Annotated in this window: 18 protein-coding genes; 4 read left to right on the top strand and 14 right to left on the bottom strand. The window is 66.5% G+C overall.

The window, feature by feature from the left end:
- Positions 1-53 precede the first annotated feature (53 nt).
- The 7 genes from ACQR13_RS24880 to ACQR13_RS24850 form a co-directional block, all read right to left on the bottom strand.
- Positions 54-1,289, bottom strand: coding sequence for a class I SAM-dependent RNA methyltransferase (locus tag ACQR13_RS24880; protein WP_434863327.1), 1,236 nt, complete (start codon positions 1,287-1,289; stop codon positions 54-56).
- Entirely contained in the window at positions 1,282-2,019 is a 738-nt protein-coding gene (locus ACQR13_RS24875) for a TlyA family RNA methyltransferase (protein ID WP_315715541.1), read from the bottom strand. The genes ACQR13_RS24880 and ACQR13_RS24875 overlap by 8 nt, the downstream gene beginning before the upstream one ends.
- A gap of 183 nt (positions 2,020-2,202) precedes the next feature.
- The gene (locus tag ACQR13_RS24870) at positions 2,203-2,763 is read right to left on the bottom strand and encodes a nucleoside 2-deoxyribosyltransferase (protein ID WP_315715542.1); all 561 of its coding nucleotides are present in this window, start codon (positions 2,761-2,763) and stop codon (positions 2,203-2,205) included.
- A gap of 29 nt (positions 2,764-2,792) precedes the next feature.
- Entirely contained in the window at positions 2,793-4,718 is a 1,926-nt protein-coding gene (gene dxs, locus ACQR13_RS24865) for a 1-deoxy-D-xylulose-5-phosphate synthase (RefSeq protein WP_315715543.1), read from the bottom strand.
- Between the two features lie 962 nt (positions 4,719-5,680).
- Positions 5,681-5,932: an exodeoxyribonuclease VII small subunit gene (locus tag ACQR13_RS24860; protein ID WP_315715544.1), complete on the bottom strand. Its 252-nt coding sequence runs from the start codon at positions 5,930-5,932 to the stop codon at positions 5,681-5,683.
- Positions 5,933-6,032: 100 nt separating this feature from the next.
- The gene (locus tag ACQR13_RS24855; protein ID WP_315715545.1) at positions 6,033-6,962 is read right to left on the bottom strand and encodes a histone deacetylase family protein; all 930 of its coding nucleotides are present in this window, start codon (positions 6,960-6,962) and stop codon (positions 6,033-6,035) included.
- A 112-nt stretch (positions 6,963-7,074) separates the two neighbouring features.
- Positions 7,075-8,751, bottom strand: a complete 1,677-nt coding sequence (locus ACQR13_RS24850; RefSeq protein ID WP_315752054.1) for a bifunctional metallophosphatase/5'-nucleotidase — start codon at positions 8,749-8,751, stop codon at positions 7,075-7,077.
- 107 nt (positions 8,752-8,858) lie between these two features.
- On the opposite strand from ACQR13_RS24850, the gene bla reads away from it, so the two are divergent.
- The gene (gene bla, locus ACQR13_RS24845) at positions 8,859-9,746 is read left to right on the top strand and encodes a subclass B3 metallo-beta-lactamase (protein ID WP_316164259.1); all 888 of its coding nucleotides are present in this window, start codon (positions 8,859-8,861) and stop codon (positions 9,744-9,746) included.
- 12 nt (positions 9,747-9,758) lie between these two features.
- On the opposite strand, the gene solA is transcribed toward bla, so the two are convergent.
- Positions 9,759-10,952, bottom strand: coding sequence for an N-methyl-L-tryptophan oxidase (solA, locus tag ACQR13_RS24840; RefSeq protein WP_434863326.1), 1,194 nt, complete (start codon positions 10,950-10,952; stop codon positions 9,759-9,761).
- A gap of 21 nt (positions 10,953-10,973) precedes the next feature.
- Complete coding sequence (locus ACQR13_RS24835; RefSeq protein WP_434863325.1) at positions 10,974-11,738, bottom strand: enoyl-CoA hydratase-related protein; 765 nt, start codon at positions 11,736-11,738, stop codon at positions 10,974-10,976.
- 246 nt (positions 11,739-11,984) lie between these two features.
- Here ACQR13_RS24835 and ACQR13_RS24830 point away from each other — a divergent pair, with 246 nt between their 5' ends.
- Positions 11,985-12,797 (top strand): hypothetical protein, encoded by an 813-nt coding sequence (locus ACQR13_RS24830; RefSeq protein ID WP_434863324.1) that lies wholly within the window; start codon positions 11,985-11,987, stop codon positions 12,795-12,797.
- A 26-nt stretch (positions 12,798-12,823) separates the two neighbouring features.
- On the opposite strand, the gene ACQR13_RS24825 is transcribed toward ACQR13_RS24830, so the two are convergent.
- Positions 12,824-13,198 (bottom strand): hypothetical protein, encoded by a 375-nt coding sequence (locus ACQR13_RS24825; RefSeq protein WP_315828092.1) that lies wholly within the window; start codon positions 13,196-13,198, stop codon positions 12,824-12,826.
- Between the two features lies 1 nt (position 13,199).
- Positions 13,200-13,529: a hypothetical protein gene (locus ACQR13_RS24820; protein ID WP_434863323.1), complete on the bottom strand. Its 330-nt coding sequence runs from the start codon at positions 13,527-13,529 to the stop codon at positions 13,200-13,202.
- Between the two features lie 574 nt (positions 13,530-14,103).
- On the opposite strand from ACQR13_RS24820, the gene ACQR13_RS24815 reads away from it, so the two are divergent.
- Positions 14,104-15,372 (top strand): DUF892 family protein, encoded by a 1,269-nt coding sequence (locus tag ACQR13_RS24815; RefSeq protein ID WP_315715553.1) that lies wholly within the window; start codon positions 14,104-14,106, stop codon positions 15,370-15,372.
- Between the two features lie 353 nt (positions 15,373-15,725).
- Here the strand turns inward: ACQR13_RS24815 and ACQR13_RS24810 are convergent, their stop codons facing one another.
- The gene (locus ACQR13_RS24810) at positions 15,726-15,983 is read right to left on the bottom strand and encodes a hypothetical protein (protein ID WP_315715554.1); all 258 of its coding nucleotides are present in this window, start codon (positions 15,981-15,983) and stop codon (positions 15,726-15,728) included.
- Between the two features lie 272 nt (positions 15,984-16,255).
- Positions 16,256-16,624 carry a hypothetical protein gene (locus ACQR13_RS24805; protein ID WP_315715555.1) on the bottom strand — a complete coding sequence of 123 codons (369 nt, stop codon included), beginning with the start codon at positions 16,622-16,624 and terminating at the stop codon, positions 16,256-16,258.
- 270 nt (positions 16,625-16,894) lie between these two features.
- Between ACQR13_RS24805 and ACQR13_RS24800 the strand changes: the two genes are divergently transcribed.
- Positions 16,895-17,587: a phytanoyl-CoA dioxygenase family protein gene (locus tag ACQR13_RS24800; RefSeq protein WP_315715556.1), complete on the top strand. Its 693-nt coding sequence runs from the start codon at positions 16,895-16,897 to the stop codon at positions 17,585-17,587.
- 115 nt (positions 17,588-17,702) lie between these two features.
- Here ACQR13_RS24800 and ACQR13_RS24795 read toward each other — a convergent pair whose 3' ends face one another.
- The gene (locus ACQR13_RS24795) at positions 17,703-17,996 is read right to left on the bottom strand and encodes an HdeA/HdeB family chaperone (RefSeq protein ID WP_315715557.1); all 294 of its coding nucleotides are present in this window, start codon (positions 17,994-17,996) and stop codon (positions 17,703-17,705) included.
- Between the last annotated feature and the right edge of the window lie 841 nt (positions 17,997-18,837).

Below are 18,837 nucleotides of genomic sequence, written 5' to 3'. Positions count from 1 at the left end.
CGCTTGGCGCTCCCCGAAAAAGCCGATCTCGCTCGTAAATCCGTTGACGGTGCTCACCGCACCAGCCTCGCCACCAGCTCGACATGCGGGGTGTGGCGGAACTGGTCGACCGGCACCACGGTCTCGAGCTTGTAGCCGCCGTCGATCAGCATGCGCATATCCCGCGCGAACGTCGTGACGTTGCAGGACACCGCGACGATCACCGGCACCTTGCCGGCCGCGAGTTGCCTGGCCTGCGCCTGAGCGCCCTGGCGCGGCGGATCGAACACGACGGCGTCGATGTCGCGCAATTCCGGCGACATCAGCGGGCGGCGGAACAGGTCGCGCGCCTCGGCCTTGATCGGCTTGAGGCCGGGCGTGCCAGACGCCTTTTGCAGCGCCGCGATCGCGCCGGCATCATTGTCCATGGCGGTGACGCGCGCCCGCGTGGCGAGCCGCAGCGCGAACGGGCCGACGCCGCAGAACAGGTCGGCGACGTGCTTGGCCTTGCCGATCCGCTCCATCACCAATTGCGCCAGCGTCTCCTCGCCTTGCACGGTGGCCTGCAGGAACGAGCCGGGCGGCAGCGTCACCTGTGCCGTCCCCATCGTAACCACGGGCGCATTGCGCATCAGCACCAGCTCGCCATGGCGCGTCAGCCGCGCCAGCCGGTGCTGTTCGGCGAGGCGGGACAGGGCCGCGACGCGCGGCGGCGGCAGCGGGCCGGAGCCGCGGATGTCGATGTCGAGGCCGTTGCTGGTCGCGGTCGCCTGAATGTCGAGCGGCTTGCCGGTCGGCTTCAGCGCCTCCGCCAGCGCCCATGCGGCTTCCAGCGCACCGTCCAGCGCGGGGTCGAGGATCGGGCAGCGGTCGATCGGCACGATGTCGTGGCTGTTCGCGGCCGAGAATCCGACCCTGAGGACGTCGTGCGTGCCCATCCGGGCGTGGAAGGTGGCGCGGCGCCGGCCGGCGCCGTGGGCATCGATCAGATCGGCCACTTCGCAGTCGACCTTGGCGGCCCGTAGCGTCTCGACGACGATGTTGCGCTTCCACTGCTGATAGGGCCCGGGCATCCAGTGCTGGATGGCGCAGCCGCCGCACACGCCGAAATGCGCACAGAATGGCGCGATCCGCTCCGAGCTCGCCGCCTCCACCGCGAGCAGCTTGCGGCGATCGGGATGCCCGGGCACGACGGCCGCCTCGACGGTCTCGCCGGCCAGCGTGTAGGGCACGTACAGCGCCTCGCCCGATGACAGCGACACGCCATCGCCGCGATGGCCGACATGGTCGATGACGAGACGCTCAACCATGGCGGCGCGCTCCCAGGAAGAACTCGGCGTTGCCGTCGCCGCCCTTGATCGATGACGGGAAGATCTCGATGTCGCTGCAGCCGAGCGAGGCGGCGAAGGCCGCAATGTCGTCGCAGACGGCGGCATGCACGCTTGCATCCTTGATGATGCCGCCCTTGCCGTGCTTTCCCTGCGCCTCGAATTGCGGCTTGATCAGCGCCAGCAGGCTCATCGGCGAGGCCGCGAGCGACAATGCGACCGGCAGCACCGCCTTGAGCGAGATGAAGCTGCAGTCGATCACGACGACGTCGGGGCGCTGCGGCAGGCGCTTGCCGTCGTAGCTGCGGATGTCGGTCTGCTCCATCGAGATGATCTTCGGGTGATTGCGCAATGATGGGTGCAATTGGTCGCGGCCGACATCGACTGCGAACACGAGCGCCGCGCCATTCGCCAGCAGGACCTCGGTGAAGCCGCCGGTGGAGGCACCGACATCGAGGCAGACATGGTCTTCGACCTCGATGCCATAATGCTCCAGCGCCGCCGCCAGCTTGACGCCGCCACGCGACACCCAGGGATGCGCCGGCTCGGCCTGCAGGACGGCGTCGGCGGGAATGTTCTCCGAGGCTTTGCCCACCTGCTTGTCGTTGGCGAACACGAGCCCCGCCTCGATTGCCGCCTGCGCCCGCGCGCGGCTCTCGAACAGGCCGCGTTCGACGAGGAGGATGTCAGCACGTTTGCGGGCAGGGGTCATGGGCCGGATCGCGAGATAGGTGAGATGAGGGCGACGCAATGAATTTTGAACTCCGTCATTGCGAGGAGCGACGCGACGAAGCAATCCAGACCTCCTTTGTAGCCCTGGATTGCTTCGCTTCGCTCGCAATGACGGGTGTTGCAAGCTGTTCGCGCGTATTCGCGGCTTCGGAGGGGCCCGGGATCAAACCGTCCTCGTCGCCAGCCGCTCCGCCGCCAATCTCACGCAGGTCTCGAACGCTGCCAGATGATGCCAGACGTCCGCAGGGCGTTCGCGTGGAGCGACGAGCGGGGCGCCGCGTAGCTCGAGCGCGTGGATCATCATGAGATTGTCGGGCAGGCCGAAATCCTCGACAGTCAGGCCTTCGCCATCGACCAGGCGGCCGTCCTGCTCCGTCACCGCCGTGAAGCGTCGGGCACGATCGGCGTAGACGGCCGGGTCGTTGCAGTAGCCGAGACACAGCTTGCCGGAGCCGGCCATGTAGCCGAACTCATAGACCGTGCCGGCATCGGCGCCGGGCCCGCGGAACGGTGTGAGATTGGCGATGATGGCATCGGCGTCGTCCATCATCGCCTCGTTGCCATGGAAGATCTGGCGCGAGGCGTCGGAGGAGGCGAGGTCGATGCTGTTGTCGAGGGGGTAGAGGCCGATCAGGCCGTGGCGGTCGCAGATCGCGACCTTCCGCCGGCCGATTTCAATGGCATCCGGCAGGAACACGTCGGGACCTGCCAGATAGATCTTCATGGCTCACCACTGCGGGACGCAAGCTCGCCTCAGGCGAGCTTGACCGACTCGGTCGTGTAATCCTTGCCGAGCGCCTCGAACACCTTGCGGACGATGCCTTTGGCGTCGAGCCCGGCGCGGGCGTACATCGCTGCCGGCGTGTCGTGGTCCTGGAACTCGTCGGGCAGCACCATCGAACGCATCTTCAGGCCGCCGTCCAGCATGCCCTGGTCGGACAGATACTGCATCACGTGCGAGCCGAAGCCGCCGATCGAGCCTTCCTCGATCGTGATCAGGATGTCGTGCTCGCGGGCGAGCTTCATCACCAGCTCCTCGTCGAGCGGCTTCATGAAGCGCGCATCGGCGATCGAGGCGGACAGGCCATGGGCGGCGAGCTCGTCGGCGGCCTTCTCGCACTCGGCAAGCCGGGTGCCGAAGGAGAGCAGGGCGACTTGCTTGCCCTGGCGGATCATGCGGCCCTTGCCGATCGGCAGCGGAACGCCAACCTCGGGCATTTCCACGCCGCGGCCTTCGCCGCGCGGATAGCGCACCGAGCTCGGCCGGTCGTTGATCGCGACCTGGGTCGCCACCATGTGCACCAGCTCGGCCTCGTCGGAGGCCGCCATGATCACCATGTTCGGCAGGCAGCCGAGATAGGCGTTGTCGAAGGAGCCGGCATGGGTCGCGCCGTCGGCGCCGACCAGGCCGGCGCGGTCGATGGCGAAGCGCACCGGCAGGCTCTGGATGCAGACGTCGTGGACGATCTGGTCGTAGCCGCGCTGCAGGAAGGTCGAGTAGATCGCGCAGAACGGCTTGAAGCCCTCGGCTGCGAGGCCGGCGGCGAAGGTCACGGCGTGCTGCTCTGCGATGCCGACGTCGAAGGTGCGCTTCGGGAACGCCTTGGCGAAGATGTCAATGCCGGTGCCCGAGGGCATCGCGGCAGTGATGCCGACGATCTTGTCGTCCTTCTCGGCTTCCTTGACCAGGCTCTGGCCGAACACGTTCTGATAGGCCGGCGCGTTCGGCTTGGCCTTGGCCTGGGTGCCGGTGGCGATGTCGAACTTGGCCACCGCGTGATATTTGTCGGCCGCGGCTTCCGCGGGCGAGTAGCCCTTGCCCTTCTGGGTCACGACGTGGACCAGGATCGGGCCGGTCTCCATGTCGCGGACGTTCTTCAGGACGGGAAGCAGATGGTCGAGGTTGTGGCCGTCGATCGGGCCGACGTAGTAGAAGCCGAGCTCCTCGAACAGCGTGCCGCCGTCCATCATGAAGCCGCGGGAATATTCCTCGACGCGGCTGGCGCGGTTGGCGATCACCTTGGGCAGATGCTGGCCGAGCTGCTTGGCGGCATCTCGCAGCGTCCGGTAGGTCTTGCCCGAGTACAGGCGCGACAGATAGGCCGACATGGCGCCGACCGGTGGCGCGATCGACATGTCGTTGTCGTTGAGGATCACGATCAGGCGGGAGTTCATCGCGCCGGCATTGTTCATGGCCTCATAGGCCATGCCGGCGGACATCGCACCGTCGCCGATCACGGCGATCACGTTGTTCTTGCCGCCCGACAGGTCGCGCGCAACGGCCATGCCGAGACCGGCGGAAATCGAGGTCGACGAGTGCGCAGCGCCAAACGGATCGTAGTCGCTCTCGGCGCGCTTGGTGAACCCGGAGAGGCCGCCGCCGGTGCGCAAGGTGCGGATGCGGTCGCGGCGTCCGGTCAGGATCTTGTGCGGGTAGGCCTGGTGGCCGACGTCCCAGATCAGGCGGTCACGCGGGGTGTCGAACACGTAATGGATGGCCGTGGTCAGCTCGACCACGCCGAGACCAGCGCCGAAATGGCCGCCGGTCACCGAGACCGCGTCGATGGTCTCCTGGCGCAATTCGTCGGCGACCTGCCGGACCTGCTCGACCTTCAGCCGGCGCAGATCTTCCGGGGTCTTGATGGTGTCGAGAAGCGGCGTCTTACTAAATGTGGTCACGGTGACATTCCAATTTTGCAGGTCGGGTTCAAGGGCCGACATCTGAGAGGTTCATCGTAACGGGCGGCGAAACCTGAGGTCTTGAAGGTCACATCCGCGCGGATCGAAGCCGCAGTCCGAAGACTAGCCGGGTTTGGGATCGATCTATGTGATGTAAGTCACTCTTGGTGGCCTTGCCGTCCTCGTTAGTCGCCCAAGATCGCCAAGTCGTTCAGCCAAGTCAGTTTTGCTAGCTCTTGCAAGCGCTTAGATTCCTCTCTCCGGAGAGGATGGACACTTCCAAAAACCCGCAGTTGCGAGAAGCTTTACACCAAAGTGCGTCTTAAAGCCAACCCGGCGGGAGTTGGCAAGCCCGCAAACGGTACCTTTGCGCCACGTCTCAACCGCGGCGGCGTGCCGGAGGTTCCATTGCTCTGCTCAAATCGACGGCAGCCGTCGCTCCGGAATAGACCGGGGACGCGAGCTCGGTCCAGGCTTTTTCCCGCGCCGCAGAATCCGCCGATGCGGCGATTGCGCGCGCCGCGGCACGGTGAGCCATGCGTTCGCGTCAGGGGATCGGTCCGCAGGCCATCATGAAGAAGTCGCAGGCGTGCGGCCTTTCGTGGATCGTCACGAAGCGGACGCGGAAGACCTGCGATCCAAGCACATTGTCATGATCGGGCCGGACGATCGCAGACGCGGAACGGAACGATCGTAGGATCGGGGGCGCCACGGCGAACTGCCCGGATCCAATCGTGTCGCATGGTAAACGAAGGACGTAGCGCTGGCTCTCGAGCGGTGAACGCGGTGGCAGAGACTTCGCCGGGGGACACTTGGCGGCCAAGCCCATTGACGATGCAGTTGCACCGATGTGCGGCTGAATTGCACGAATGGGAGGCGCTTTACCCGCGTGTCGCGTCGGGCCACACGCAGCGAAATAAATCCGGACTGTCGCTCGGAGACGGCCGGTCGGCCGCAAGCCGCTATTGCACGTCGAGCGGCACGGTTCCCACCGCATGGCCGCTGGCGTCGGTCGTGATCTTCTCGACCCGGGCCTCCGCCTGGCGCAGCAGCTCCTCGCAGCGCCGCTTCAGCGCCTCGCCGCGCTCATAGATCGCCACCGACTCCTCGAGCGGCACCTTGCCGTCCTCGAGCCGCTTCACGATCGATTCAAGCTCCTCGATCGCGCGCTCGAACGACAGCTTCTTGACGTCGGTTACGGTGTTGTCCGCCATGCGGGTTCCCTGCAGCTCACTCAACTCCGGGGCCGTGCTTTTACACCCCGCTCGCGGCCCTGTCAGGCCCTGCCGGGGTGGATCGGCTGGAACCTGGGGATTACGCCCCGGTCAGCGCCGCAACGTGGGCCGCGACGGATTCCTTCAGCCCCTGAAGGTCATAGCCGCCCTCCAGGACCGAGACGACGCGGCCGCCGGCGGTCTTGTCGGCGAGCTCCATCAGCTTGCGGGTGACCCAGCCGAAATCCTCCGCCCGCAGGTTGAGCGACGCCAGCGGGTCGCGATAGTGGGCGTCGAAGCCGGCCGAGATGATCACGAGCTCGGGGCTGAACTTGGTGAGCTGCGGCAGGATCAGGTTCTCGAAGGCGGAGCGGAACTCGAGGCTGCCGTCCTCGGAGGCCAGCGGTGCGTTGACGATAGTGTCGTGCTCGCCGCGCTCGCCGCGGGCGCCCGTGCCCGGGAACAGCGGCATCTGATGGGTCGAGCAGTACATCACGCTCTTGTCGGCCCAGAAGATGTCCTGGGTGCCGTTGCCATGGTGGACGTCGAAGTCGACGATGGCGGCACGCTCGATGCCGAAGGTGCGCTGGGCGTAGCGGGCGGCGATCGCGACATTGTCGAAGAAGCAGAAGCCCATCGGCTTGGCGATCTCGGCATGATGTCCGGGCGGGCGCACCGCCACGAAGGCGTTGCGGTGGCGGCCCGACATCACCGACTCCGTCGCCGCGACGGCGCCGCCGACGCCGCGCATCACGGCCTCCCAGGTGCCGGGCGACATCGAGGTATCGCCGTCGAGATAGATGATGCCCGAGGTCGGGGCCATGTGGCGCAGCTCGGTGACGTAGTGCTCGTTGTGGCAGAGCAGGGCCAGCTCGATGTCGGCCTCCGGGGCCTCGTCGCGATCGAGCAGGGCGAAGCGCTCCTCGGTCAGCGCCTCCTCGACGGCGCGCAGGCGGTCGGCGCGCTCGGGGTGGCCGGACGGCGTGGCGTGATCGAGGCAGGCTTCATGAGAGAGATACAGCGTCGACATCAGGGCTCTGCCACTCGCGCGTTGCGGGAGGGCCCAATCTATGCGCTGAACGCAGCCTCGGAAAGAGCCCCGCGGGCGATATGACCGGCTTTCCGCCCCGGCGCGGCAGGCGTCACGAAGCCTTGTTGACGATACGGCCGCGCGGCGGCAGGGCCAGCGGGCTGTTGGCCTTGAGATAGGCGAACAGCGCCTCGTCGTCATAGGGTCCCGTGATCGGATCGCGGCCGCTCTTGAACGCGGTGAAGCCGTCGCCGCCGAGCGCGAGGTAGTTGTTGATGGTGACCCGGTAGGACGCGGCGGGATCGATGGCCTTGCCCTCGAGCATCATGCTGGCGGCATCGATCCGCGCGCCCGCGGACTGTTTCGCATCGAAGGCATAGGAAAAACCGCTGGAGACCTGCAGGATGCGCGGCCGCGCCGGGTCGAGCCATTGCTGCTCCAGCGCGGCCTTGATCTCGGCACCGGTCAGGGTGACCGTCATCAGCTGGTTGCGAAACGGCTGGCTCGCGAACACGTCGGCATAGGTCACCGCGCCGTCGTCGCGCCGAACGAGATCCGTCCGGATGCCGCCGGGATTGGTCATCGCGATGACCGCGCTCCCTTTGTCCGCCGCGGCTGTCGCTGCGAGCTGGGCATCGGCGATGACGTCGCCGAGCACGCTCTCGCCGGAGGCGTTCGGCAGCCGCGACAGCGTCGCGGTGAGCACGCCGGCGGGGCGATTGGCGTAGGGCGCCGCGAGCTTCTCATAGGCGTCGATCAGCGCGGTCTGCGCCGGATCCTTCGGCAGGCTGGTGTCGACGACGATGTTCGTCGCGGTGGCGCTGATCACGTCGCGCGTGGTGCGGTCGAGCTTGACGTCGATCGCCGTCACCAGCGTGCCGAACTTGTCGCCCGAGGTGACGAGCCGCTTGTCGATGGTGCAGACATAGGCCTGATGGGTGTGGCCCGAGATGACGATGTCGACCGCGCTGTCGAGCTCCTTGACGATGTCAACGATCGGCCCCGACAGCCCGGGACATTCGTTCATGCCACCGGACGGCCAGCCGCCCTCGTGGATCAGCACGACGATCGCCTGCACGCCCTTGGCCTTCAATTCCGGGATCAGCGCGTTGACGCTCTCGGCCTCGTTGCGGAAGTCGAGGCCGGCCGCGCTCGCCGGCGAGATGATGCCCGGGGTCCCTTTCAGCGTCAGCCCGATGAAGGCGACCGGAACGTCCTCGAAGGTGCGGATCTCATAGGGCGGAAACACCGTCTTGTCGGTGCCGGCGAGGAACGTCGACGCCGCGAGATAGTGGAATTTGGCACCGGTGAACGGCTGCGGCCCGCGGCAGCCGTCGGTCGGATGACAGCCGCCGTTCTGCATCCGCAGCAGCTCGGCCTTGCCCTCGTCAAACTCGTGATTGCCGACCGCCGACAGGGCGAGCCCCATCTGCGACATCGATTCGATGGTCGGCTCGTCGTGGAACATCGCCGACAGGAACGGGCTCGCACCGATCAGGTCGCCGGCTGCGACGAAGATCGTGTTGGGCTGGCCGTCGGCGAGCAGCTTGACGAGGCTCGCCATGTGCTCGGCGCCGCCGGCTGGAACAACGGTGGTCTTGGTTGGATCGGCGGGATCGGCGACGCGGATGCCGGAAGAGGGCGGCTCCAGATTGCCGTGGAAGTCGTTGATGGCGAGGATGCGCAACGCTATCGGCTCGTCCTCGGCCGATGCTGGCGGGCCGACGATGCTTGCAACGGCGGCGCCGGTCAGCAGGCAGGCAAGGGCGAAGCGGGAGAGACGGCTCATGGCAGGGTCACGTGTGATGCAGGGGCCGCGGGACGAAGCGCGATTGCCCCGCCGCGGTCGCAATGACATAAAACGATTTCATAACACCAATACATCGGGAGGCCGGAATGAAAAGAATGATGCTGCTCGCGGCGACATTGTCGCTGGCCGCCGGCTCCGCTGCAGCGCAATCGCTGCCGGACCTGATGAAGCAGATGGTCGCGGCGTGGAATAAGCCGACCGAGCCGTTCAAGGTGATCGACAACGTCTACTACGTCGGCACCAATGGGCTCGCTTCCTACCTGATCACCACGCCGCAGGGCCATATCCTGATCGATACCGTGATGCCGGAATCGACCGCGCAGATCGAGGCCAGCATCGGCAAGCTCGGCTTCAAGGTCGCCGACATCAAATACATCCTCAACACCCACGCCCATATCGACCACACCGGGGGGCTGGCGCAGATCAAGCAGGAAACCGGGGCGCAGATGGTGGCGGGCGCCAAGGACGTGCCGCTGCTGGAAGGCGGCTTCTATCCGGGCCGCGAGGAGGAGCGCTATCTCGGCTTCCCGCCGGTCAAGGTCGACCGCGCCGTGCGCGAGGGCGACACCGTCACGCTCGGCGGCGTCACGTTGACGGCGCATGAGACGCCGGGCCATTCGCCGGGCTGCACCAGCTGGACGACCGACGTGAAGGATGGCGACGCCACCCGCAGCCTGATCTTCTTCTGTAGCGCCACCGTGGCGCTGAACCGGCTGGTCGGCCGTCCCACCTATCCGGGCATCGTCGACGACTACAAGAAGACCTTCGCCTGGGCCAAGACCGCGCATCCCGACATCCTGCTGGCGCCGCATCCGGAGATGTACGACATGGCCGGAAAGCGAGCGAAGATTGCCGACGGCGCGCCCAACCCGTTCGTCAAGCCGGGTGAGTTCAACGCCTATCTCGACAAGCTCGAGACGCAGTTCGACGACGGGCTGGCCAAGCAGACGGCGGCGCTGCAGTCCGGCAAGTAGTTGCGCCGTCCGCTATGCTGGATCGGCGACGGCCAGCCGGTCCAGCGTGAAGCCGGAGAGGTCGACGCGCGGCGTCTCGCCCCGGGCCATCGCCGCGAGCGCCTCGCCCACGGCCGGCGAATGCTTGAAGCCGTGGCCCGAGCAGGCCGAGGCGTAGATCACCTCGGCGTCACCTGGATCGTGGTCGATGACGAAGCGGCCGCCCGCCGCGTTGGTATAGAGGCAGACCTCGCTGCGTAGGCAGCGCGGGCCGAGATCCGGCACGAAGGGGCGGACATAGGTCTCGTAAACCTCGGCGATCTCGTCCGCCGTCACCGCCCGCGACACGTGGTCGGGATCGGTCTCGCCGGTCAGCACCTCGTTGGCGATCTTCACGCCGTTGTCCGGCGAGCCGAGCCAGGGGAAGCCGTAGATATCGGACGCCGCCCGCCCGCGTCCGCTGACGTCCCATATGAAGACCGGCGTGTCCGGCCCGAAGCGCTCGGGATGGGACAGGACCTCGAACCAGTACAGCACCTGCCGCGTGACATTCACACGCCGGCGCAGAGGCGCGATCAGCTCGGTGATCCACGGCCCGGTGGTGACGATCAATCTGTTGGCCGACGCCGTCGTGCCGTCGTCCATGGTCACGATGTGGGCGCCGGCGGCACGGCGAAACGCCGTCACGCGCCGGCCGGTCACAAGCTCCGCGCCATGCCGCGCGGCGACCGCGAGCTCGGCCCGGACGCAGTCCTCGACCATGAGATAGCCGCCCTCGCGATCGAGGAAGGCGCGATCGCCCGCCGCGATGGCGAAGGCCGGATAGTCGGCGCGCAGCCGCTCCGGCAAGATCGTCTCGCCGTCGACGCCGTGCAGCCGCGCGGCGGTTTCGATGTTGCTGAAGAACTGCGCGCTAGAGACGCCGTGGACCTCGCCGCCGTCCTGGCTCGGGATGAACAGGCAGCCGCATTGTTCGAACAGATGCGCGCCGGTCTCGCGCTCCAGCTCACGCCACAGCACGTGCGAGCGCTGCGCCAGCGGCGTGTAGTCGACGCCTTCGCCGATCGCCGCGCGGGTGATGCGGGTCTCGCCATGGGTCGAGCCGAGCCTATGCGGCGGCTGGAAACGGTCGATGCCCAGCACGCGCGTCCCGGCCTTGGCGAGATGCAGCACGGCGGCGCTGCCGACCGCGCCGCAGCCGATCACGATGACATCAAACTGCGCCATGCGCGCCCGCCGCGGCCCCGCTCATTTCTTCTTCTTGCGCGACAGGAACGCCTTGAACGCGCCGACCGCCTCCTCGGAGGTCATGCGCTCGGCGAACAGATAGGCCTCCTGGTCGATCCGGCGCGTGAGCTCGTCAGGCGCGGTGCGGATCAGCCTGCGCCCGATCGCCACCGCCTCGGCCGGCAGCCGGCAGATGTCGCGCGCCACCTTGTGCGCCTCGACCTCGGTATGGCCCGGCGCTACCACCGTGTTGACAAAGCCCGCGATCTGCGCGTCGGCCGCGGTCATGGTGCGCCCCATGACCAGCATCGCGAACGCCCGCTGATAGCCCATGGTCCGCGGCATCAGCAGGCTCGAGGCGCCCTCCGGCACCAAGCCGAGATGGATGAAGGGCGTCGAGAACGTCGCCGTGGTCGAGGCCAGCACGTAGTCGCAGTGGAACAGCATCGTCGTGCCGATGCCGATCGCGACGCCGTCGACCGCGGCGATGATCGGCTTGACGTTATGCGCCAGCGAATACAGGAATTTGGTCGCCGCCGAGGTGCGCGCGGCCTCGCTGGCGGCATGGCCTGCGTGCAGGAAATCCTCGAGATCGTTGCCGGCCGTGAACACGCCGGAGCCGCCGGTGATGATGATGCATCGCACCAGCGGATTGTTCTGCGCGGTGTCGATGGCATCGCTCATGCCGAGATACATGGCCTGGGTGATCGCGTTCTTCTTCTCCGGACGCCTGAGCTTGATCGTCCGCGTCTCGCCCTCGTCGGTGACGATCAGATGGTCGGTCATGGGCCCCTCGCGCGTGTGCGCCGGCCGCTATGCGCCGGTCGTTGTCCTGAGTCGTTTCTCGCGCATCAGCCTACATCATCCGCCGACCGCGCCAAGGGCCGAAGCGGCCGTCGCCGGCCGGGGCGGGCGCGGCCGAGGCGCGCAGGCGCGGCCGCGCGCGTTCATGGTTGACGACTGGTTTTCAACCGCATCGGCGATAAGCTATCGTTGCACGCCAAGCGTGTCGTCATAGCAAGGCAAAATTCCATGACCAGATGTCTTTCCGTGCTGATCTCGTTGCTGCTGTGCTGCGCATTCATGAGCAGCGCCGAGGCCGCCCCCAGCGATCGCGCGCTGCTGTCGCAATTCTGTGCGCCCAAGTCGATTACAGGGGCGACCTGCAAAGAGGTCAAATCCTATCCCGAGGCCGAGGGGCGTCGCTGTAACGTCACTCTCCAGCCGCAGCGGCAGCAGGGGCAATTCGTGGCCGGAGCCAATCCGCTGCTGGTCGTGAGCTATGGCAGCGGCTGCGAGCCGCACGCGACCGATTTCGGCGGCGCGGTCGTGTTCGAGCAGGTCGGCGGCGCTTACAAATTTCGCGGCTTCCAGCCGGGCATGCAGGTGAATGAATGCGTCATCTCCACCACCAGGGACGAAGCGCAGGACGTGCTCGTCTGCCTGACCGGGCATATGGGGCAGGGGGTGGTCGAGACCGGCGTGGCGCGCGTCGGCTTCGCCAGTGCCAGCGGCGGGTCCATCGAGATGTCCTACGATTTTCTGCTGCAGGCCGAGGACACGACGGGAGCCTATCTGACCATCATCGTTACCTGTTCGGAGCAGCTCAAATATTTCGGCCTGTCGAAGCTCGCGGCCGGGCCAACCCCCGGCAGCGTGGTCGCCGCCGTCAGCTACGCCGATCACGAGACGATCAGCACGGCCTGCGCCAAAGGCTTTCCGAAGCCGAAGGACGCGGAGGACATGCGCGAACTCGCACCGGGCGAAGCCTTTGTGCCGGACGGTTACGCCAAGAGCGGCAGCGTCATCATCGAGATTGCAAGCCGCTCGGCAAAGTTGCGCTGAGTCTGCCGCGGTCCAGTTGTCGCGCCTCAGCGTGATCCGTCCGGGCGGGACGGGGCAGCCGGCGGGCGCGGGCCGGCGGCCGGCGATGCCTGCTGTCGGACAGCCTCGCGCCGCAGTGCCTGCTCCAGCACCACCAGCCGAGTCGCCATGCGGGTCAGTTCGTCATGCACCGAGCCCTGGACACCCTGCACGGCGTGCTGCACCTCGCGCAGCGCATCGCGCTGCGTCTCCGCCTTGAGCACCCTGAACTCGGCCTCGATCGAGGTCAGGCGGTTGTTGACCGCCCTGATCGCCTCGGCGATCTCCTTCTGGCCATCCTGCAGCGCGCGCACGTGATCGACCAGCCGCAGATGATCGGTCAGCTCCTCGACCGTCTTGCCGATATTGCTGCGGCCCCACATCCTACTTTACCGACCTCAGCAGGTTCCTGATCGTCGCCAGATGATCCTCCGGCGATCCGAGCCGCGCTGAGATCGCGCTCATCAGGTCTTTGCGCAGTTCCGACAGTTCGTCCTCGGGCACGATGCGCTCGGCGGCCTCATCATAGGCCATCCGCCGCGGCTCGACCTCGACGGGGCGCGGCGCGACGTCGAAATAGGGTGGCCGCTCGTACACCGGGATGTGCGGCGCCTGGCGCGACGACGTGACGCGCGCGAGACTCGGAAACCGTGGTAGCGGCGTGTGCGCCGGACGTTCGATCTGATCAATCAGCGCCGCCAGCGCGACGTCCATGTTGCTGTCGTCAGGCTCATCGTCGACAACGTAGGACGGCTTCCGCAGTGTCGCCCCATTCGCGGGCGATGATGAGGTGAATGACGATGCGTGGTCGCGGAGTCGCTCGATGACCCGGCGGACTCGCGCGCCGAGACCTGGGTTCTCCCTGGCCGGTGTTCGCATCAACATGTCACTCTCCAGCGGAACAGCTTAGGCGAGCAGGGAAAACCTTAGCAAGGGGCCATCGTTCAGCTGCCAACAGGATGTCGCGTGGCAGCCCGCGCCGGTGGCGCAGGCACCTCCTCCCGCCGGCAGGTTCCCTCTTGCGCATTCCTGGCACCAAACGCGCAGAGCCTCGATGACACCGGCAATCCGGGTGTGGAGTGTGTCTTGGCGTGCATATGGAGCTCGCCGACAAGGAGGAAGCGCGTTTGACGCGGCGTCGCCCTGACCCCTCGTGCCATGGCCGGCCTGCCTCGATCGCGCGGCCGGCAGGAACGCGCATGGCGTCAGTCGGCGGTAAGGAACAACCGTGGTGGCCGGCCGTTCGGACCTTGCTTGCCGTCCCCCCGCAAACGTCCGAGGCCTCCCCATGTATCACCACGTCAAGAAGCTGATGTTCACCGTCCGTGTCGACGAGCCGGATCCGCGCTTCGGCAACATGCTGCTCGAGCAGTTCGGCGGCGCCAACGGCGAACTCGCCGCGGCCATGCAGTACTCGATCCAGGGCCTGAATTGCGAGGATCCCGACCGCAAGGATCTGTTGATGGATATCGGCACCGAGGAGCTGAGCCATCTCGAGGTGGTCGGCACGCTCGCCCGCATGCACCTGAAGCCCGCCAAGTTCGACCGCGAGGCCGCCGAGGCCGATCCGCTCATTGCGATCGCCGGCGGCGGTGGCGTCAACCTGTTCAACTCGCAGGGAAATCCGTGGACCGCCGATTATCTCAAGATCACCGGCGAGCTCGACGTCGACCTGCGCAGCAACATCGCCGCCGAGGCGCGCGCCAAGATCGTCTATGAGCGGCTGATCAATTTCACCGACGATGCCGGGACCAAGGACGCGCTGCAATTCCTGATGACGCGCGAGATCACCCACATGAAGGCGTTCGCGCTGGCGCTGGAGAGCATGGGCAAGCCCGCCTTCAGCATCGGCCGCCTCGCGCCGACGCCGGGCCTGGTCGATCAGTTCTTCAACGATTCCACCGGCGCCGGGGACCACGGCGAGATCGACACCCGGGGCCCTTGGAACGAGGGCGGCGACTGGGTGTTCACGGAATCGCCGGCGATCCAGGCCGGCGAGCCCGGAGCAGCCTCTGCGATTGTCACCGAAAGCTCGCCGCCGGCCGACGAATCCGGCCTCAGCGATCTCCTCATGGACGAGCTGCGCGACATCCTGCATGCTGAGAAGCAGCTCACAAAGGCGCTTCCGAAGATGGCGGAGGCCGCGCGCTTCGACCAGTTGAGCGAATTGTTCGAGCAGCATCTGGCCGAGACGGAAGCGCAGATCGAGCGCATCAACGAGTGCTTCGAGCTCCTTGGGAAGACGCCGCGCGCAAAACCCTGCAAGGGCATGATGGGCCTCATCGAGGAAGGCCAGGAGATCATGACCCAGAGCGAGGACAAGGAGGATGCCGCCGCCGACCTCGCACTGATCGGCGCCGCGCAGCGGGTCGAGCATTACGAGATCTCCGGCTACACCACCGCGCGCAACCTCGCCCAGCAGCTCCGCCACAGCGCCGTCGTCGCGCTGCTGTCGAAGTCGCTGGCCGAGGAGGAGAACGCCGACCAGCTCCTCAACCAGGTCGCCCGCTCGCTGATGTCGGTGGCGAAGATGCCGGCCGCGATCGAGCAGGCGTGAGGAGGGCGTAGTCGTAGGCGGATGAGCGCAGCGTCATCCGCCGCCTTCCAAATCCGCCGCCTTCCAAATCAAGACGGCGGGTTACGCCTGCGGCTAACCTGCCCTAAGAGTCTCAACTCTCTCCCAGTCGTCATTCCGGGGCATTCGCGCGCAAACGGCGCAGCCGTTTGAAGCAGCGTGAATGAGCCCGGAATCCATAACCACAGGCCTCAGTTTGAGGCGAGCACGCGCCACATGCCGCTCGCACCTCACCACCATCGTGAGTATGGATTCCGGGCTCGCCCTGCGGGCGCCCCGGAATGACGGTGGAGGGAGCGATGACAACAACGAGCAAGCCAACATGGGCTGCCGTCTCACTCCGTATAGCTGTGCGACCGCTCCGCCCGGCGGAAGTGAACCGGCGATAGGCAGCGCCGGGCCCGGCTGATCTGGGCGTCGGTGGCGCCCCGGCTGCGCGCATACATCTCGGCCACCTCGGCGGTATATTTCTCGACGTAGTAGCGAACCTCGGAGCACGACATCCGCGTCTCCGGACCTGCTTCGTTGGCCGCCTGCAACTCGGACCCCATCGCCAGCACCAGCACTCCCGCGCCGATCACGCTCCGCAACATCGTCGTCTCCCCATTGTCGTAGCCGCCTGCCAGCAGGCGTGACTCGGCGCGCCGGGGCAAATTAACAATGGGCCGCGCATGACATCGCGCGCGGACTGTTGCTTCACGGCGTCACCGCGACGCGTGCGTCGCAGCGCGTTTTGCTGTTGTAATGCTCGTCCAGTTCCTCATTCGGAACCGGCGCGTTCGGATGCGACGCTCGCGATCGGCGCCACGCCATCGCTCGGCGCGACCCACAGCTCGTAGGACGGCGCGGGGATTCCGAACGAGCCTCAGGCCGTCACGCCTTGGCTCGACGCAGCCGTGCTGCTGGCTGCGCCATTGGTCGCGCCCTGCGCATTGTAGGTCTGCGCGTTGTTGCCGCTTCCGTTCGAGGCAGCGGCAGTCTTGGTCACCTCGGTCGAGCCGTCGGAATAGGTGATCGTCGTCGTGGTGATCCCGTCGAGGGTGATCGAGACCTCGCTGACCACGGTCTTGCCCGACGATGAGCCGCCGCTGCCGGAAGAACTTTCAGACGTGGCGCTGGCGGAGCTGGTGGCCGAGGACGACGACGTCTGAGACGTGGACGAGGTGGATTGCGTGGCGGTGCTTGCCTGGGACGCGGTGGCCGCGACGGGCGTTGTGACAGAGCTGATCGACATGGGACTCTCGCGTGAAGAAGGAAGCCGGGCCGCGCGGTGGGCGTTCGGCCCGCTTCTTCAACGCAACTGCCGCCCGAAACTGGCGGCGCCAGTTGCGTCTGATTATGTCCGGACGCCGCCGTCCTGATGCCGGACCAAGACCGAAGCTTGACGCCGGTGGCCCCATCGCGCTCGCATCTCATGTCCATCGTGGGCATGGATTGCGAACTCGGCGGCGGGAAAGAAGAGCGATTGCCAAGCTCCCGCGGCGCACTCTAGTCTCCTGCGCGCATGACCTTCGCGCTCTCTTCCCAGCAGAAATCGCAGTTCACCGACGCCGGCGCGCTGCACGTCACGACGGCACTCGATGCGTCCGCTTTGCACGCTCTCGCCGCCGCGCTGTCCCGCCACGCACCGGCGCAGGCCGGCACCCGGCTGCACGGTGTTGCCGCGCTGACGCCGTTGCTCGCCAATGACGGTCCGGTCGGCCGCGCCGCCGCCGCCGTTCTCGGCGATGCCGCGCGCCCGGTGCGCGCCGTCTATTTCGACAAGACGCCGCAGATGAATTGGGCGGTCCCGTGGCATCAGGACCGGACCATCGTAGTGCGCGAGCGCATCGAGCTCTCGGGTTTCGGTCCCTGGACCACCAAGGGCGGCCTGCAGCACGTCGCGCCGCCTTACGAGGTGCTAGCGCGGATGGTCACCTTGCGTGTCCACCTCGACGCCGTGCCCGACGGCAACGCCCCGCTCCTGATTGCGCCAGGCTCACACTGCCTCGGCCGCATCCCGGAAGCCGATGTGCCGATCGTCGTCGCGCGGTGCGGCACCGTCGCGTGCCACGCCGAGCCGGGCGACATCTGGCTGTATGCAACACCGATCCTGCACGCCTCGGAACTATCCGTGCAGCCCGGCCATCGCCGCGTGCTGCAAGTCGATTTTGCCGCGGATGAGCTGCCGGGCGGACTGGAATGGCTCGGCATTTGAGACAACGGAGGAGGGCGGATGAGCGGAGCGTCATCCGCCCTTGGCGGCGCGGTGGAAAGGCGGGTCACACTAACACCAACCCGCCCTACGCGACACGGATGGTGCGCGTCGCCGGTTACTTGCCGAGGATCTTCTCGGCCGCCGTCACGATGCTGACCGTCGGATGCTCGGCGCAGTACGCGCCGAACTTCTTGGCGTTCGCGATGAACTCCTCGGTGTCGAACAGCGCTTCGTCCTGATCGCCCTTGTACCAGCCGTCCAGCCAGATCAGCACCATCTTGATGGTGTCGTCGCCGCTTTCGACGAACTGCTTGCAGCTCATGGTCGACAGATCGAGGACGACCGCCGACGCCGGCGCAGATGACAGCAGGAGGGCGACGGCAAATAGTGGGGCAACGAGCGATTTCATATGGTTCTCCGAATGGGCATGATCAAAAACGATGAACTATGCAGAGGCTCACCAATCCCTTCGCGAAGCGGCGCGAATTCCGTGATCACGATCGCGACGGGAGCGGTGGCCGGAACTGTCTGTACCGCGCGGAGAAAGTCAAGCATGAGCGGGAGAGCCGCAGGGTGCATCGAGCCTTTCCGGCTCCGAGGTCTGAATTGGGAGCCTCGGCGGGCGCGCGCCTGTCGGGCAAATCACGTTGACCCGAAATGATCGTGTCAAGGTTTGCTGAAAAACATAAATCGCTTTGTCGTTTCCCCAAATCAGCATTATGGTACGCCCATCCCGTTGCACGGTAGGGGACGCTTCGCGGTCGTCACGGACGTTGGCAGCGGGATGCGGTGGACGCGGGCGGGCGCAGTGCTGTTGGCACGGACGAACGGCTGCTCGCGGACGGTGAAGGCGTGTGGTTCTGATACTCCGACGCTAGTATCAAGCGTAATGCGCGAGAGCGCATTGCGCGACATGGTGGCCAGAAAGCCCGGTGCACCAGGAAGAGCGCGCTATAGACCGTTAAAACCATCGCGCGGGGAAGGCCGGGTCTGTCCGGCTGTACCTGTGGTGACTGCCGCCTGCCTTTTTTCTGCAGGCGGGCCACGGGCCTCAGCCGAGGTCCGGCCTTCCTCGCGCCCTCCACTCGGTGAGGGCGGGAATTTAGCTCATAGCTCGGGCGCGGAGCGCGTCGCGAGAGCGCGGATGCTCATGCCGAGCTACGCTCCGAGCTGATCGTGACATGCTGTTTGAGATTGTGGATCACACGATGCTACATGGCCGGTGCTCACCCTCCCCTGGAGGGGGAGGG

It is taken from the genome of Bradyrhizobium sp. HKCCYLRH3059, from assembly GCF_051168035.1.
Taxonomy (GTDB): Bacteria; Pseudomonadota; Alphaproteobacteria; order Rhizobiales; family Xanthobacteraceae; genus Bradyrhizobium.
The sequence above is the reverse complement of the archived record's forward strand: the minus strand, read 5'-3'. Positions and strand labels throughout refer to the sequence as shown.